Annotated in this window: 13 protein-coding genes and 3 pseudogenes; 8 read left to right on the forward strand and 8 right to left on the reverse strand. The window is 42.2% G+C overall.

Going from position 1 to position 16982, the window contains the following annotated elements; all coding sequences use genetic code 11:
• Positions 1-258, reverse strand: a pseudogene (locus tag WN50_RS09460) (hypothetical protein); the annotation flags it as partial.
• Between the two features lie 249 nt (positions 259-507).
• Here WN50_RS09460 and WN50_RS09465 point away from each other — a divergent pair.
• On the forward strand, positions 508-834 hold the full coding sequence (locus WN50_RS09465) for a hypothetical protein (RefSeq protein WP_046279474.1): 327 nt from the start codon (positions 508-510) through the stop codon (positions 832-834).
• A gap of 293 nt (positions 835-1127) precedes the next feature.
• Positions 1128-3266 carry a pentapeptide repeat-containing protein gene (locus WN50_RS09470; RefSeq protein ID WP_046279475.1) on the forward strand — a complete coding sequence of 713 codons (2139 nt, stop codon included), beginning with the start codon at positions 1128-1130 and terminating at the stop codon, positions 3264-3266.
• A 374-nt stretch (positions 3267-3640) separates the two neighbouring features.
• On the opposite strand, the gene WN50_RS37445 is transcribed toward WN50_RS09470, so the two are convergent.
• A complete protein-coding gene (locus WN50_RS37445) occupies positions 3641-4087 on the reverse strand; it encodes a PspA/IM30 family protein (protein WP_425354793.1) in 447 nt (148 codons plus the stop codon).
• Between the two features lie 3 nt (positions 4088-4090).
• Positions 4091-4597: pseudogene (locus tag WN50_RS35950) on the reverse strand (lecithin retinol acyltransferase family protein); the annotation flags it as partial.
• A 136-nt stretch (positions 4598-4733) separates the two neighbouring features.
• Here WN50_RS35950 and WN50_RS09480 point away from each other — a divergent pair.
• Positions 4734-5339, forward strand: a complete 606-nt coding sequence (locus WN50_RS09480) for a hypothetical protein (RefSeq protein ID WP_046279477.1) — start codon at positions 4734-4736, stop codon at positions 5337-5339.
• 100 nt (positions 5340-5439) lie between these two features.
• Here the strand turns inward: WN50_RS09480 and WN50_RS09485 are convergent, their stop codons facing one another.
• Positions 5440-5913 (reverse strand): Hsp20/alpha crystallin family protein, encoded by a 474-nt coding sequence (locus WN50_RS09485; protein WP_049558892.1) that lies wholly within the window; start codon positions 5911-5913, stop codon positions 5440-5442.
• Positions 5914-6086: 173 nt separating this feature from the next.
• A complete protein-coding gene (locus WN50_RS09490) occupies positions 6087-7295 on the reverse strand; it encodes an IscS subfamily cysteine desulfurase (RefSeq protein ID WP_046279478.1) in 1209 nt (402 codons plus the stop codon).
• A gap of 215 nt (positions 7296-7510) precedes the next feature.
• Between WN50_RS09490 and WN50_RS33895 the strand changes: the two genes are divergently transcribed.
• The 5 genes from WN50_RS33895 to WN50_RS09525 all read left to right on the forward strand — a co-directional run.
• Positions 7511-7614 (forward strand): DUF3386 family protein (locus tag WN50_RS33895; RefSeq protein ID WP_152964757.1); only part of this gene is annotated, 104 nt, incomplete at its 3' end.
• A 51-nt stretch (positions 7615-7665) separates the two neighbouring features.
• Positions 7666-8319, forward strand: coding sequence for a DUF3386 domain-containing protein (locus WN50_RS09495; protein ID WP_046279479.1), 654 nt, complete (start codon positions 7666-7668; stop codon positions 8317-8319).
• A 95-nt stretch (positions 8320-8414) separates the two neighbouring features.
• The gene (locus tag WN50_RS09500) at positions 8415-8654 is read left to right on the forward strand and encodes a NifU family protein (protein ID WP_046279480.1); all 240 of its coding nucleotides are present in this window, start codon (positions 8415-8417) and stop codon (positions 8652-8654) included.
• Between the two features lie 354 nt (positions 8655-9008).
• Positions 9009-10034, forward strand: coding sequence for a filamentous hemagglutinin N-terminal domain-containing protein (locus WN50_RS09505; protein ID WP_049558895.1), 1026 nt, complete (start codon positions 9009-9011; stop codon positions 10032-10034).
• 4373 nt (positions 10035-14407) lie between these two features.
• Complete coding sequence (locus WN50_RS09525) at positions 14408-15109, forward strand: calcium-binding protein (protein ID WP_046280682.1); 702 nt, start codon at positions 14408-14410, stop codon at positions 15107-15109.
• Between the two features lie 170 nt (positions 15110-15279).
• Here the strand turns inward: WN50_RS09525 and WN50_RS33900 are convergent.
• The 3 genes and pseudogenes from WN50_RS33900 to WN50_RS32015 all read right to left on the reverse strand — a co-directional run.
• A partial coding sequence (locus WN50_RS33900) for a hypothetical protein (protein ID WP_152964758.1) occupies positions 15280-15391 on the reverse strand: 112 nt, incomplete at its 5' end.
• A gap of 97 nt (positions 15392-15488) precedes the next feature.
• Complete coding sequence (psbC, locus tag WN50_RS09530; protein ID WP_046280681.1) at positions 15489-16868, reverse strand: photosystem II reaction center protein CP43; 1380 nt, start codon at positions 16866-16868, stop codon at positions 15489-15491.
• Positions 16852-16982, reverse strand: a pseudogene (locus WN50_RS32015) (photosystem II D2 protein (photosystem q(a) protein)); the annotation flags it as partial. The gene psbC and the pseudogene WN50_RS32015, both read right to left, overlap by 17 nt.

The following is a 16982-nucleotide window of genomic DNA, read 5'->3' on the forward strand; positions in this document are numbered from 1 at the left end:
CTCGATCAACAAGGTTGGCGATCCTGAAGTTTGTACCCGAATTAGCACATAGGCTAAATCTTCAGCAACATCAATGGTATGATTGGGGGCGGCAGCAACAAAACCACAATCTCCGCTATTACTTTGTCCACCCGAAGTCCCCGCAGCCGTCAAAGATGCCCCAGGAGTAAGGGTTTGTCGGTCTGCAAGGGCGAGATCAGGCGTTCCCAAATGGATGGCAACAGTCAGTGCAACAACAGCCAAATAGCCTAACTTCATTTTTTCCTCCTCTCAATAGCAACAAAGCCCTCAGTAAAATACAGAAAGTCAAGAACTTAAGCAGGTGAGTTTGCGGAGTCGAGTTAGACCTTGATGAAAAAGATCAATTTTTGTAACCTTCTGTATCAACAGTCTGTGCCTAAATCTCTTAAAATTTTCAAGCAAGACCCTAAAACCTCAACTCATCGGAATCTCTCCTGGTTGTCAACTTTGAACTTGAACCTTTAAAACTCCATCAAACAAACTCCTATGAATTACCCACAAGACGATCCTAACGTGAAGCGCAGATTAGAAGAGCTAGAAGCCGAACTCAAGCAACCTCAGCCGGTCAGTAGTAGTAGTTCAAGCCCCAATTTCATCGAAACCGTCAAAACCCTCTATAATCAGTTCCTGGTCTGGTTTAAAGAACTTCCCAAACTTGGACAAGCGGCTATTGTTGTCGTCGGTTTGGCAATGGGGTTAACCCTACTGCGGACTCTGGCGGAATTAATTTCTTTAGCTATAAGTCTTGCAGTTGTTGGGGGAATCGTGTACATAGGATACAAAATCTTTAAATCATCCAAATTCTCAAAATAGAGAATTCTTGTTTAGCCCGTTATCAACAACTCAACTATGACCAGCCCAACAGCAAGCAGAGATACAGAGATTCATTCATCCGATCCGTCTTGGCCTCTTCAAGTCAGACAACTTCCCCTGTGGGTTCGTAGGTGCGGGGCTTGGGCTGTCGACGTTTCATTAGCCTAGATTGTTCTTATGATTCCCTACAGTCTGGTCGCCTTAGCTACCCTTACTCCANATACAAAATCTTTAAATCATCCAAATTCTCAAAATAGAGAATTCTTGTTTAGCCCGTTATCAACAACTCAACTATGACCAGCCCAACAGCAAGCAGAGATACAGAGATTCATTCATCCGATCCGTCTTGGCCTCTTCAAGTCAGACAACTTCCCCTGTGGGTTCGTAGGTGCGGGGCTTGGGCTGTCGAAGTTTCATTAGTCGTCGTCAGTGGGGTGATTCCCTACAGTCTGGGTGCCTTAGCTAACCGTACTCCAAGCGTGCCTCTCAATCCGGTTCTCCGCACCACAGGCCAAGCTGTCGGCGCGACATTAGGCTTACCTGTGCGCGATCGCAATCCCCAAGTCAATCCTTTAACGAATCTCTTTTGGTGGGGGGCGTTGTTGACACCCACCGTTATCGGGGGATGGCAGGTTTATTTATTAGCCACACGCGGACAAACTCTACCCAAACGGTGGTTTGGGGTACAGGTGATTAATGGGTCTTCTATCGCTCCTCCGGGCTTGCTGCGGGCTTTTTATCGTGAGAGTGTGGGGCGTTGGGGAATTCCGGTGGGAATTGCCTATATCATTTGGCGAGCAACAGGGGCTTTCCCGAATTTAGTCATCCTCACAGGCTTATCGGGTTTGATGATATTGGCTGATGGGTTAATCGCTAAACGCCTCCAGGGTCGAACGGGACATGATCTTTGGGCGGGAACGAGGGTGCGAGAAGTTCATCTTCCGAGTTCTAATCCCTTTACCAGCTACGACTGGAGTAGCTCTCAAGAAGCAGTTCGGGCGATTGTCTTCCGCTCGGAAAAAGGGGGGACGGCGATCAACCTCTGGGCTTGGATGCGCCAACATCCCGGAACGACTCTAATAGCGGTGAGTAGTGCGAGTATGGCGGCGGTATTGGGAACGTTTGTCGGAACTCAGGTTTATATTCAAAATCAAGCCAATCGTCGGGAATTTAAACACCAAGATAATGAAGTGTTTTTAGCCTTGGTCAGCAAACTTTCGCCCAGTGCGCCCACTGATCCGGCTCAACGTCGAGGGGCGATTTTAGCCTTGGGAACGTTGAATGATTCCCGTGCCATTCCCTTATTAGTTGATTATTTGGGACAAGAAAGTAATCCTCTTTTATTAGACTCGGCTCAACAAGCGCTCGTGAGTACAGGGCCAGAAGCTCTGCCCTATTTGCGACAGTTAAATCAAGCCCTGAAAAATGATTTAGAATCAATGCAATTTGGGGCAAATGCGAAAGATAAACAGCTCGTTGCTCAACGTCAGCAAGCCACCCAAAGAGCGATCGCCAAAATTCTCACGGTTCACGAAGGAAACATTCACAATATTGATCTCAGTCGTGTTAATTTAGGTCAATCCACGACACCTCCGACCCAATTTACATTAATTCTGGAGCAAATTGACTTATCTGGTTTTAATTTTAGAAGCAGTATTCTCAACAATGCTAACTTCAAAAATAGTACCTTTTATGGCACGGGTGAAGATGGTCGGTACGGTACATTTGATGATTGGATTTCTGACTTAAGCGGCGCGGATTTAACGGAAGCCAATTTGAGCGGTGCTTTTCTCAGTCATATTGATATGAAACGGGCGAATCTCCTCAAAGCCACTTTAAATAAAGCCGATTTATCTCAAGCGGATTTAACCGGAGTTAACCTCAGCAGTGCTAAATTAATCGGAGCGAATTTAGCAGAAACGAAGCTAAAAGAGGCTAAATTAACAGGCGCCGATTTAGCGAATGCGAACCTGTCTAATGCTAATCTTAGAAATGCCAGCCTGAATCAGATGAATGCTCAAGGCGCTTTGTTCATTTCTGCTAATTTAGAGGACAGTCTGTTACAAAATGCTGATCTTTCTGGTGCAGATTTGAAGGGGGCGAATTTAAAGAATGCTGACTTGAGTTCGAGTTTACTCACAGGTGCGAACTTTAGAAATGCTGACTTGCGAAATGCCAATTTACAAAAGGCTGATTTGAGTTTAGTGAGTTTGAAAGGAGCAAATTTAAGGGGTGCAGATTTTCAAGGGGCAGTCTTTTCTTGGAGTAAGCCGGAACAGAAAAATCCAGACCCATTTATTGAAGATGTGGGAACTCAGACTCAATCAAATCGCATGAAAGGAGTTAATTTTTCTAAGAGTAAAAATCTCAGTTCAGAGCAAATTAACTATCTGTGCAATCAAGGTGCAATTCATCCGGACTGCAATCAATAATCAATCAGGTAAGGCAAAAGGCAAAAGGCAAAAGGCAAAAGGCCATCTTGCGTTCATGCAAAATTTGGGAGGAATTTAAAGTGCTACTCTAGCAATCGAATTTGGTATTAATATTAAACTCTAACCCATTCTATAAAATCATCAAGCCACCCCCCTGAAAATTAACGAAATTGTCTGTTGATCAGGACTCTTAATCAATGGCGAGGGGAGTTCTCTGAAATCCTTCAATATTTGCTACAGATAACAAGGCTTAAATTCGTGATAGATTTGCTGCCAATATTTTTTTCAAACAATATCTGAGCAATTTACGGTGTAAACATTTAACTGAATTAATGATTTGAAGATGAAAGATTCTCAATCAGCAGCTAGGCTTTCTAAAGAATTTGTAAGTTTTTCTGATTAATAATTAAAGTTTGAGTCATTGCGGCTAAATTCTCTAAGTTTTCTTCAAGTTCTTGAGCGCGTTTTTCATAAAAAATCTTTCGTTGCAAAGCTTGACGAGCTAAATCTTCTCGATTCCGTTTTAAAGCTTCCTTCGCAACTTTTTGCCAACTCTTCATTTCTTCGAGAGCTTGTTTATATTGAGGATGAACATCATCCCAAGCCGTGCGGATGTCGCCTAATGCTTTATCTAATAAGAGGGGTGCATTATCTTTTTTAATCCCGGTTAAAGCTTCTTGAATGGGTCGATACCATTGATCAACATCAATTTGATTGAGAAGCGGAACAAAATTTCTAATTTGACGACTATCATTAACACCCGTCACGCGACAGGTCGCAAAATGATCGCAGGTGTTGATTAATAGTTGTTCATTATACACATNACTCTTCATTTCTTCGAGAGCTTGTTTATATTGAGGATGAACATCATCCCAAGCCGTGCGGATGTCGCCTAATGCTTTATCTAATAAGAGGGGTGCATTATCTTTTTTAATCCCGGTTAAAGCTTCTTGAATGGGTCGATACCATTGATCAACATCAATTTGATTGAGAAGCGGAACAAAATTTCTAATTTGACGACTATCATTAACACCCGTCACGCACCAGGTCGCAAAATGTTCGCAGTTGTTGAATAATAGATTATATTTGCGCTCTCCCAAACGACTCTCGGCTCGTTGAATTACGGTATCAGGAATATAACGCACAGGATAAGGTCTAATATAAATTAGACCTCCCCGCGCAAACGTTTCTAGAGAAGTTCGTTCAATCACTTCACTCGGTTTGCGATAGTGAATGACGGTACCATCTCCACAGTCTATTCCATGATGCTCATAAACGCCATCTAAATTTAAAAATTCTCGATAAGCATAAATTTGATCGCCTCGGGCCATATTTACCCCCTTTGTCAAGTTCAAATGGTTGGTCTCTAAAAGAGCTGTTAATCTAGAAAGTTGATTAACCTTTCCGGAAGTATCCTAACATATACTGGATTGGTCTTATTAATAGGATATAGAAGGATCACTCACGATGAGTATTAATTCAGCCAATTGGCAAGTTATTGGTCATGCCAATAATATTGTTGCAATGACGGCATTCAATGGAGCGCTTTATGCTGCAACTTCCGAAAATAAACTTTGGGTACGAGTCGCTATTCCCGGTGATATTAACTGGCAAGTTATTGGTCATGCGAATAACGTAGTTGCAATGGCGGCAATGAATGAAAAACTCTATGCTGCGACATCTGAAGGTCAACTGTGGATGAGAGCTATTATAACAGAAGATATGGGTTGGCAAGCGATCGCTTCTGCTCAGAATGTGGTAACAATGACTGCTATGAATGATCAACTCTATGCAGTGACTTCAGATGATAAATTTTGGGTTCGAGATGGTCAAATTAATCTGAATTGGAAACCGATTGGAAAAGGCATTTCTGTGATGGCTTTAGCCGCCACAAATAATCAACTCTATGCCGTTACTTTTGATCATAAACTTTGGCTGGTTAATTTCACTCCTGACGGGATAAAATGGCAAGAAATCGGTCATGGGAATAACGTTGTGGCAATGGCGGGAATGGATGGAAAATTATACGCTGCGACTTCTGATAATAAACTTTGGTATCGAACTGTAGATTAAGTTTATAAAAAAGAGTAGGGTTTGTCAAATGATCACCGTTTTTTCTTCTATGAAATCAACGAGTTTGACGTACCCTACCTATCCTACAGGTCATTTGGAGTTATTGAACGTCAGAGGCTTCTAACTCTTCTGCTTGATGGGTTTCCATTAAGTTAACCTTGACAACCCGATTGACAACTTCAGGAACTTTCGGTAAAGTCAGGGTTAAAATCCCGTTGGTATAATCGGCTTTAACTTCGGTATTGATAATCGCTTCTGGTAAAGCAATGACCCGACGAAATTCACCCACTGGGAATTCACTGAAGAGACATTTTTCTCCTTCACTCAGTTGGGGATTTGCTGTTTTTCCCGAGAAGACAATGGCTTTCTTTGTCACTTGAATATCGAGGGTTTCACTATCTAAACCCGGAATGATCGCCCGTAAAATCAAGTGATCAGACTTTTCTTGTAACTCAACTGCGGGAGTCCAATGGGTCTCTGTTGTGGCTGTGGTAATTTCTGTAAAGAGATGATCAAATTGCTGTTGCATTTTTTCGACTTCAGCGAAGAGGTTGTAACGAGTAACTAACATCATATTGTTTTCTCCAAGTCAGTTTTGTTTTTCTTGCTTACAGTTTTAATCATGCAGGGAAAATCAGCCATCTTAAAGAGTAGAGAACCCCACCTTAAAGGCGAGGTTTCCACACTGATTCTGAAGGTTTAATTTTAGGGAGGAAAACCGAACTTAAGGGGAGGAAAACCGAAAAATTAGCTAGAAGACTGAGGAACTCCTGAACCATTTTTCGCCAGGAATTTTGTGTTTTGAACTTTCCGTAAAGCTTGAATTGTAGAAATAGTGTGTTCGGCGACTTGATCAATGTCTTCGGGTGTATTAAACCGACCGATACCAAAGCGAATAGAAGCATAAGCTAACGCATCGGAACGTCCTAAAGCCGCTAAAACATGAGAAGGTTCTATTTTGGCGGAAGTACAAGCGGAACCGGAGGAAACCGCCATTACAGGTTGTAGTCCTAAAAGTAATGCTTGACCATCGACTCCTGCGACACTCACATTCAAATTTCCAGGTAAACGTTGGCTGGGGTGTCCGTTGAGATAAATATCCCCAAGCGTTGCTAATTTTTCCCAAAGTTGTTGTCGTAATTTTATTAAACGTTGGGTTTCTGAGGTGATTTCTGTTAACGCAAGTTCAACCGCTTTGGCAAAACCAACAATTTGAGGGGTGTATAATGTACCCGATCGCATTCCTCGTTCATGTCCGCCTCCATGCAGTTGAGGGGCGAGTTTAACTCTGGGGTTGCGACGACGAACATAGAGGGCGCCGATGCCTTTTGGGCCGTAAATTTTATGGGCCGTTAATGACATTAAATCAATCTTCATTTCCTCAACATCTAGAGGAATTTTACCCAAAGCTTGTGCGGCGTCGGTATGAAAGAAAATATTGCGATCGCGACACATCGCCCCAATTTCAGCTAAGGGTTGTAAGACGCCAATTTCGTTATTCGCCGCCATCATTGAGAGGAGGATGGTATCAGGACGAAAGGCTTTTTCAACTAAGTTGAGGTCAATTAAACCATCCGTTTGAACGGGAAGTAAAGTTAATTCAAAGCCAAGTTTTTCTAAATAGTGTAACGGATCAAGAACAGCGTTATGTTCGCTAACAACAGTAATCAGATGACGACCTTTGCTAAAATAGGTTTCAGCGATGCCTTTGATGGCTAAATTATCCGATTCTGTTGCACCGCTTGTAAAGATAATTTCTTCGGGTGTCGCGTTAATAGCATTTGCTAAGATTTCTCGGGCTTGTTTAACTGCGGCTTCGGCTTCCCAACCGTAAAGATGATTAACACTGGCCGGATTGCCAAACTGTTCGGTAAAATAGGGAATCATCGCTTCTAACACCCGTTTATCTAGGGGTGTTGTTGCGTTGTTATCGAGATAGATTGGACGTTGAGACATGATAATTTTTTGATAAAAATACGAGTTTTTAATGGAGAGTAAAATTACTATTTTTAGGGTGACTTTACCGAGTTAATTAGACGGAGAAATTATGCCTTTTTTTTCCTTGAAGTTCAAGATTTAATTTCTTTTGAGAGGGAATAATTGTAAATTCTGATAAAACTCAATGTCTATTATATAATAGATAGACGTTAGTTTTTGACGACCACACTTCCATGACCGAATCAACAAACGCTCGTGACCTTTTTAAAGCGGCTTACGAACACCGCTACACCTGGGACTCCAATTTCCCCGGTTATAGTGCTGACATTGAACTCAANTCCGAAAATTATATAATAGATAGACGTTAGTTTTTGACGACCACACTTCCATGACCGAATCAACAAACGCTCGTGACCTTTTTAAAGCGGCTTACGAACACCGCTACACCTGGGACTCCAATTTCCCCGGTTATAGTGCTGACATTGAACTCAAGCAGGGATCGGAGGTTTACAATGGTCAGATTCGTATCAATCCTGACATGAGTGCAGAAATAACGGGGATTGAAGATGAAGAGGTGAAACAAAGCGTTTACACTCAATTACGCGATATTATCACACACCGCAAACGCACTTCCTTTGAAGACTCTCACGGCAAAAATAGCTTTAGTTTTGGCGAAAAAGACGAGACGGGCGCTGTAGAGATTTTAGTTCAAGGGGACTCGATGGGTTCCAACTACAAAGTCCGAGGCGATCAAATTTGTTTGGTCAGTCGGGTAATGGGGCGGATGGCGTTTGTCATCAATACCCACGAAAGCCTTGATACCGGGGAAGGTTATGCTGCGAGTCACTACGATGCGGTTTTCCGCAATCCCCAAACCAATGAAATCATGCGAGAATTGGAATTTGAGGATAAGTTTGAAAAAATTGGCGATTACTATGTGATGACTCGTCAAGTGGTTCATTCCAAGGAAAATGGAACAGTAACAACAACCGAGTTCAACTATTCCAATATCAAACTGTTAGAACCTGCAACAGTCAGCTAAATTTTGAAGTCTTAATGTTTCTTTTGTGATGTTACGATTAAGATGAGTTTAGGTTGATCGTTTTGAAGTTCTGAAATAAAATCAATAGGTAAGCCATGACAACTCTAGCTTTAACCCCAGAAAATGTTGAAACCGTTCTAGATGAACTTCGCCCCTATCTCATGGCCGATGGCGGTAACGTTGAGATCGTCGAACTCGATGGCCCGATTGTGCGATTACGTCTGCAAGGGGCTTGTGGGTCTTGCCCTAGTTCAACGATGACGTTAAAAATGGGAATTGAGCGTCGTTTACGGGAAAAAATTCCCGAAATTTCTGAAGTTGTATCGGTTGCATAATTCAATTGCATCGTTCAATTGTCTAAACATTAGGGATTAGGGAAAAAGAAAACTCAAAAAGGCGATCGCTGCTAAATCTCCTTTAGATTTTCCTCACTCTAATCCCTTTTTAATTTACAAGTATTACTGAGTCAAGGGTGCAGGATGAATTACTTTATTTCTCAATCAAACTCTTTTTCATCTCAATCTACTGCCGGATAAAATCATGTTTTTTCACTCCGTAAAACTCTCATTTACTCCGGGTTTAATGATAGGGATTTCGGGTTTTGTTCTCGCTACNTCAAGGGTGCAGGATGAATTACTTTATTTCTCAATCAAACTCTTTTTCATCTCAATCTACTGCCGGATAAAATCATGTTTTTTCACTCCGTAAAACTCTCATTTACTCCGGGTTTAATGATAGGGATTTCGGGTTTTGTTCTCGCTACCTCTCCATCAACAGCCCTAGCACAAATAGTCCCCGATAACACACTCGGTTCAGAAAACTCGGTAGTTACTCCTAATGTTAACATACGCGGAATTAATAGCGATCGCATAGACGGGGGAGCGGTTCGGGGGTCTAACTTATTTCATAGTTTTCAAGAATTTAATATTAGAGAGGGACGGGGGGCTTATTTTTCTAATCCCGATAATATTATTAATATACTAACTCGCGTTACCGGGGGGAATATCTCAGAAATCCTCGGAACGTTAGGGGTTTTAGGGAATGCTAACCTATTTTTAATTAATCCTGCGGGGATAGTTTTTGGACCCAATGCCAGATTAGATGTAGGCGGTTCATTTTTTGCCACAACAGCCGATGGAATCTTATTTGAAAATGGCTTTGAATTTGCAGCATCTAACCCCCAAGCACCGCCATTATTAACGATAAATATGCCGTTGGGTTTGAATATTAGGGAAAATCCTGGGGCTATTGTTAATCAAACGTTACCACAACTCGTTCGGTTGGATGAAAGTCCGTTAAGAAATGATGCAGGATTTCTGATTCCGCAAGGCTTAAACGTTCCCAGAAATCAAACCTTAGCATTAATAGGCGGAGATGTAATATTTGATGGAGGCGTTGCCATTTCTCCAGGGAGTCGAATTCAATTAGGAGGATTATCAGAACCGGGAATTGTACAAATTAATCCTGATAATAGTTTCACCTTTCCCGATAATATTCAACGGGGAAATGTAGCGTTAACCAATGAATCACAAATAAACGTTCGTGCGGATGGAGGCGGAGACGTTAATATTAATGCAAGAAATGTTGAGATATCGGGTGGTAGTGTTATTCGAGCGGGAATAGATAATGGATTGGGTTCTATTGAAGCGGAAGGTGGGGATGTTAATATCTCCAGGTTGACCGATTCCATCAATGTTAATACTGTTTCCAATTGAACTGCCTGCACCTGTTATCAAAACATTATCCTGAACATTANTGATAATAGTTTCACCTTTCCCGATAATATTCAACGGGGAAATGTAGCGTTAACCAATGAATCACAAATAAACGTTCGTGCGGATGGAGGCGGAGACGTTAATATTAATGCAAGAAATGTTGAGATATCGGGTGGTAGTGTTATTCGAGCGGGAATAGATAATGGATTGGGTTCTATTGAAGCGGAAGGTGGGGATGTTAATATTAATGTTCAGGATAATGTTTTGATAACAGGTGCAGGCAGTTCAATTGGAAACAGTATTAACATTGATGGAATCGGTCAACCTGGAGATATTAACATCACAGCTAATTCACTCTCAATGAATAATGGAGCATTTCTCAGTACAGTCCTTTTTGGAGAAGGAAATGCAGGCAACATTAATATAGTCACAAACTCATTAGTAATGAGTAATCAAGCTCGACTTGGTGCTTTGACTTTTGGACAAGGAAATGCAGGTGTAGTATCAATTTTAGCTAGGGATTCTGTTGAGTTATCGGATGGTAATATTTTGAGTAGTGTCGAAGAAGGTGCAGTTGGAAATGGGGGAACAATTGAAATTAATACGGGTAATTTATTGATATCTGAAGGTTCACCAGTTATTACTAGCACTTCCGGGGAAGGAAATGCAGGTAATATAACTGTAAAAGCTGATAATATCGAACTCACAGGAACTTCTGCTGATGGTGAGTTGATTAGTGGTTTTTTTGNATGGTAATATTTTGAGTAGTGTCGAAGAAGGTGCAGTTGGAAATGGGGGAACAATTGAAATTAATACGGGTAATTTATTGATATCTGAAGGTTCACCAGTTATTACTAGCACTTCCGGGGAAGGAAATGCAGGTAATATAACTGTAAAAGCTGATAATATCGAACTCACAGGAACTTCTGCTGATGGTGAGTTGATTAGTGGTTTTTTTGCGGATGTCGATGATACAGGTATTGGTAATGGAGGAAATATTTACATAGAAACTGGACAATTTCGATTAACAGAAGGAGCAAGAATTCAATCCAGTACCTTTGGACAAGGAAATGCTGGTTTAATTTCAATTTTAGCGACAGATTCTGTTGAATTATTAAGTAGTTTTATTTTTAGTGATGTTGAACAAGGTGCAAGGGGTGATGGAGGAATAGTTGAAATTAATACAGGGAATTTATTGCTGTCAGAAGGAGCGCAAATTTTTACTAGAACTTCCGGGGAAGGAAATGCAGGCAGTATCATTGTAAAAGCTGCATCCGTCGCGCTTACCGGAACAACAGCAGATGGTGAATTTCCGAGTGGTTTTTTTGCTGATGTTAATGGAACAGGGATGGGTAATGGAGGAAATATTTACATAGAAACTGGACAATTACGATTAACAGAAGGAGGACGAATTCAAAGCAGTACCTTTGGACAAGGAAATGCTGGTTTAATTTCAATTTTTGCAACCGATTCGGTGGAGTTAGCAGATAGTGGTATTTTCAGTGATGTTGGAGAAAACGCTGTTGGAGATGGGGGAAATATTGAAATTTCAACCTCATCACTTAATGCAATAAATGGACAGATTAGTTTGACTGCATCAGGTAACGGAAACGCAGGAAATATTCAGATTGAAGCACAGCAAATTGATCTTTCCGATTCTATTGTAGCAGGTGAAACTTCAGCAACAGGTAATGTCGGAAATCTTACCATTAATACCGGAACTTTAGTTGTTCAGGATGGTGCTGATATTCGGCTTGCTGTCAATGAAGAATCAACAGGCTCAATGGGAAATATAACCGTTAATGCTTCCGAGTTTGTAGAAGTAACGGGAACAATAACTGGGGTTATTAGTCGAATTAATACTCGAACAAATGGTAGTGGTAATGCAGGTAGCGTTATAATCAATACTCCGAGATTAGCTGTTCGAGGGGCAGGAAGCATCTTTGCGAATAGCTTCAACACAGGACAAGCTGGAGATGTTTTTATCACAACGAATCAACTAACAATTCGAGATGGAGGATTCATCCAAACTTCTGTTTCAGGAAAGGGGGGTTCAGGTTCTCTGCAAATTAAAGCAAACGAAGTAGAGATAGCAGGGGAGTTAAATTTGGGTGAATTCAACTCAAGAAGCGGTTTAAGTGTTTTTACAACTGGTGAAGGAACCGCAGGAACTCTCAATTTAGAAACCGGACGATTAACTGTTCGAGATGGAGGCGAAATATCAGTAAGAAGTGTAAACGGCAGTAGCGCTGGCTCTATCAATATTCAAGCTTCTGTTGTTGAGTTAATCGGGGGGGGAATATCTCCCAGTCTAATTTCTGTAGCAACAAATAATTTACCAGACGAAACATCTACTAATGTAGAATTTAGCGGTAGTAGCGTGGGAAGTATCACACTCGAAGCAGACCAATTAAGAATACTCAACGGAGCGCTGATATTAACTTTTTCAGGGGATGTAGGCAGTTCGGGTTCAATTGATATTCGTGCCAATACTATCGAAATTAGCGGTAGAGGAACTCAAGCGATTATTACTTCATTGACAGGAGAACCATCCACACTGGGTAGTCGAATTGTCGCTCAAGCTGGTAACGGGGGCAACACCGGAAATATTTCAATTACCGCGCAGAGATTAGTCGGACAAGATGGAGCAGTAATTCGTACTAATAGTTCGGGAACGGGTTCTTCTGGTTCAATTAGTATACAAGCTCAAGAGGTGTTATTTGATAACCAAGTTTTTGTTTCTAGTGGAACGGCAGGTGCGGGTAATGGAGGAAATATTACCATTGAAACGGAACAACTTACAATGCAAAATAATTCCACAATTTTTTCAGGAATTTCGTTACCAGATGAATCCGAAACCCCTGCTCTTGAAATTCCCCCTAATCGCCGAGGAGGAACAGTCTTCATTAAAGCCTCAGAATCACTTGCTCTTGATGGGGAAGGAACATCAATTATCGTTGGAGTTAATGAAGAAGGAGCTATAGGTAATGGTGGAAATATCATTATTGAAACCGGACGTTTAACCTTGAGCAATCGAGCTTTCTTGTCTACATCAACTTCAGGAATTGGAGATGCGGGTTCGGTGAATGTACAGGCTGAAAATATTCAACTAACAGATAGGTCTTTTATCCTTGCGGAGGTTTCTGAAACGGGGGTGGGTAATGGGGGAACGGTAACGATTGATGCTGAACAATTAACAGTTAGAAATCAATCTGCTATTCTAGTAAATGGTGACGGTGTTGGGAATCCCGGAAATGTGGAAGTGAATGCTGCTAAAGTTCGCTTAGAACAAGCAGGTATAGTTGCAGATTCAGTTACAGGCGAAGGCGGAAATATTACTATCAATTCACCCGATATTAGCGTGCGGCGTCAAAGCGCAATTTCTGCCGCAGGAAGTCAAAGCGGTCAAACGTTTGANCCCGATATTAGCGTGCGGCGTCAAAGCGCAATTTCTGCCGCAGGAAGTCAAAGCGGTCAAACGTTTGATGGAAATATTGATATTAATTCTAATTTTTTAGTGTTGTTAGAAAATAGCCAAATTGTTACCAGTGCGTTTGATCCAACGGGAGGGAGTAATATTAATATTCGTCCTTTGGGTAATTCAGAACTAGCGATTTTACAATCTCAAAATAGTATTATTAATGCAGCAGGAGAACTTTCTATTGATGATACGCTTAATTTTGACCCGCCAGAATCAACTCAAGTCCAAGTCGTTGATCCGGCTGCATTAATCGCTCAAGACCCCTGCAAACAAAGAGGAGACAGNAATCAACTCAAGTCCAAGTCGTTGATCCGGCTGCATTAATCGCTCAAGACCCCTGCAAACAAAGAGGAGACAGTCAATTTATTATCACTGGACGAGGCGGTATTGCATTCAACCCCACTCAAGATTTATTTGCAGTTCCCGAGTTAGAATTGTCTCTGATTGAACCTGTTACTCCTTCAGTTAATCGTTCCTCCCAACGTCGTTCACAACAAACAAAAAAACGAGATAATCATCCAATTGATTCTAGAACTATTGTTCCGGCGAGGGGTTGGATAAGAGATGAGAAAGGAGACGTTATTTTAGTGAGTTATGACCCAACAAAAACGGGAGTTCAGCGTCAGCAACCCAACCCAAACTTCTGTCAACCCTGAAGTTGAGGAGTTAATAAAAGTGCGATTTAATCCAACTTTCACATCTGCATAATACCGTTTCTGTTTAACAGTGCAACTAACTCCCGCCACCCTTTTTAAGGGGGGATAAAGGGGGGATACATCTTTTTCTGGGGGCTAGGGAGGGATCAATAAAATGCAACTTCATACAGAATCTGCATAAGCGAGACTCACTCAGAGATAGGTAAGCTTGTTTGATACTTTTAGGAGATTTTGTCATGGCAGAAATTTTAGGGACTGTCGGTAACGATGAATTATTTGGGGAACAAGGTAGCGACTCTCTATTCGGTTTAGAGGGTGATGACACAATTCTCGGTTTAGGGGGAGATGACTTTATTTTTGGAAATCAAGGTGCTGATATCCTTGATGGAAATGAGGGAAATGATATTATTTTCGGAGGTCAAGGAGATGATTTCATTGGTGATATTGGAGGGGGAGATGACCAATTTTTCGGCAACTTAGGCAATGATCTTGTCAACGGAGGAGAGAGCAACGATCAACTATTTGGAGGTCAAGGAGATGATTTTGTAGTGGGTGGTGCTGGAAATGATTTAGTCTCAGGGGATAAAGGCAGTGACATTTTGATTGGAGTTGACTTTCAAAATATTATAAATCCAGGGTTTGGTGAAATTGATACTTTAGTTGGGGGTGAAGGGCGTGATATCTTTACCTTGGGGTTTAATTCTCCTTCTTACTACGTTGGTTCAGGAGAGAGTGATTTGGCTTTGATTACCAATTTTGACCTAGCAGAAGACGCAATTTTTGTGAGTGAAACTGATAATATAACCATCAGTGATATTGATCTAGGTGAGTTGGGATCAGGAGCAGGTATTTTTAGTCAAAATGCTGATTTGATTGGCTTAGTTCAGGGTGTAGCCGCGAGTCAAATTAACTTCGAGATTAACATTATTCCCGGATAGTGAAAACTGAGGAACAGTTTCAACAATAGAACATTTTCTGAGTCCGAAAAGAAACTGGCTTTTTGTAAAACGCTCAAGTATTAATTCCTCAAAAAAACAACCCCACCTGTGAAGGCGGGGCGTTTATTCTAACTTTTAACTAAGCAACTAACTCAATAATTCCAGAGGAATTAGTCGAGGTTAGGCATAGCAAGTACGGGTTCAGTTTCACGATCAATTCCTTTCTCGAAACCAGCAGCAGCAGCACGAGCGCGGCCAGCGTGCCACAGGTGTCCGATCAGGNCAAGTATTAATTCCTCAAAAAAACAACCCCACCTGTGAAGGCGGGGCGTTTATTCTAACTTTTAACTAAGCAACTAACTCAATAATTCCAGAGGAATTAGTCGAGGTTAGGCATAGCAAGTACGGGTTCAGTTTCACGATCAATTCCTTTCTCGAAACCAGCAGCAGCAGCACGAGCGCGGCCAGCGTGCCACAGGTGTCCGATCAGGAAGAAGAAACCAACAATGAAGTGGAAGCCTGCTAACCACGCACGGGGGTTAACGTAGTTGAAACCTTGAGCTTCTGTGATGATACCGCCTACCGAGTTGATAGAACCGTTAGGAGCATGAGTCATGTACTCAGAAGCACGGCGAATTTGCCAAGGTTGGATGTCGTTCTTGAGCTTGTTGAGGTCAAGACCGTTCGGCCCACGTAGAGGCTCTAACCAAGGGCCTCGGAAATCCCAGAAGCGCATGGTTTCACCACCGAAGATGATTTCACCTGTCGGAGAACGCATCAGGTATTTACCCAGACCAGTCGGGCCTTGAGCAGAACCAATGTTCGCACCGAGTTTTTGGTCACGAACTAAGAATACAAAAGACTGAGCTTGAGAAGATTCAGCGTTTGTGGGGCCATAGAACTCACTGGGATAAGCAGTGTTGTTGAACCACACATAAGAAGCCGCGATCAAGCCCATCAGGGACAGAGCGCCTAAGCTGTAGGACAGGTAAGCTTCTCCAGACCAGATGAAGGCACGACGCGCCCAACCAAAAGGCTTGGTCAAAATGTGCCAGATACCACCAGCAATACAAATTAAACCAATCCAGATGTGACCACCGATGATGTCTTCCATGTTGTCAACACCGATGATCCAACCTTCACCCCCAAAGGGAGCTTTGGTGAGATAACCAAAAATCACAGCCGGGTTCAACGTGGGGTTGTTGATGATGCGGACATCTCCACCACCAGGCGCCCAAGTGTCATAGACACCGCCAAAGAACATAGCTTTGAACACCAGCAACAAGGCACCACAACCCAACAGGATTAAGTGATAGCCAATGATGTTGGTCATTTGGTTCTTATCTTTCCAGTCGTAACCGAAGAAAGAAGAATATTCTTCTAAGGTTTCCGGGCCACGAACGGCGTGATAAATACCGCCTAAGCCGAGAACCGCAGAGGAAATCAGGTGCAGAACACCGACAACGAAGAACGGAAAAGTATCAATGACTTCTCCACCCGCACCAACACCCCAACCGAGGGTGGCAACGTGAGGAATCAAAATCAAGCCTTGTTCGTACATCGGCTTTTCGGGGACAAAGTGTGCAACCTCAAACAAGGTCATTGCACCAGCCCAGAACACAATCAATCCAGCGTGAGCGACGTGAGCGCCCAGCAGCTTACCAGACAAGTTAATTAAGCGGGCGTTACCTGCCCACCACGCGAACCCAGTAGATTCTAGGTCGCGTCCTCCAACGTATGAATTAGAGAGCGTTACCACGCGGTAATACCTCCTCAGGGAATATAAAGGTTTCGTGAGGTTGATCGACGGGAGCCATCCAAGCGCGGATACCTTCGTTCAACAAAATGTTCTTGGTATAGAATGTTTCAAATT

This window comes from Limnoraphis robusta CS-951 (genome assembly GCF_000972705.2).

Excerpts from the sequence above, each read along its gene's own strand:
- WN50_RS09485 (WP_049558892.1), bottom strand. The coding sequence starts at position 5,913 with ATGATGTTAGTTACTCGTTACAACCTCTTCGCTGAAGTCGAAAAAATG.
- WN50_RS09505 (WP_049558895.1), top strand. The coding sequence starts at position 9,009 with ATGTTTTTTCACTCCGTAAAACTCTCATTTACTCCGGGTTTAATGATA.
- WN50_RS09465 (WP_046279474.1), top strand. The coding sequence starts at position 508 with ATGAATTACCCACAAGACGATCCTAACGTGAAGCGCAGATTAGAAGAG.
- WN50_RS09500 (WP_046279480.1), top strand. The coding sequence starts at position 8,415 with ATGACAACTCTAGCTTTAACCCCAGAAAATGTTGAAACCGTTCTAGAT.
- WN50_RS09525 (WP_046280682.1), top strand. The coding sequence starts at position 14,408 with ATGGCAGAAATTTTAGGGACTGTCGGTAACGATGAATTATTTGGGGAA.
- WN50_RS09480 (WP_046279477.1), top strand. The coding sequence starts at position 4,734 with ATGAGTATTAATTCAGCCAATTGGCAAGTTATTGGTCATGCCAATAAT.
- WN50_RS09470 (WP_046279475.1), top strand. The coding sequence starts at position 1,128 with ATGACCAGCCCAACAGCAAGCAGAGATACAGAGATTCATTCATCCGAT.
- WN50_RS09495 (WP_046279479.1), top strand. The coding sequence starts at position 7,666 with ATGACCGAATCAACAAACGCTCGTGACCTTTTTAAAGCGGCTTACGAA.
- WN50_RS09490 (WP_046279478.1), bottom strand. The coding sequence starts at position 7,295 with ATGTCTCAACGTCCAATCTATCTCGATAACAACGCAACAACACCCCTA.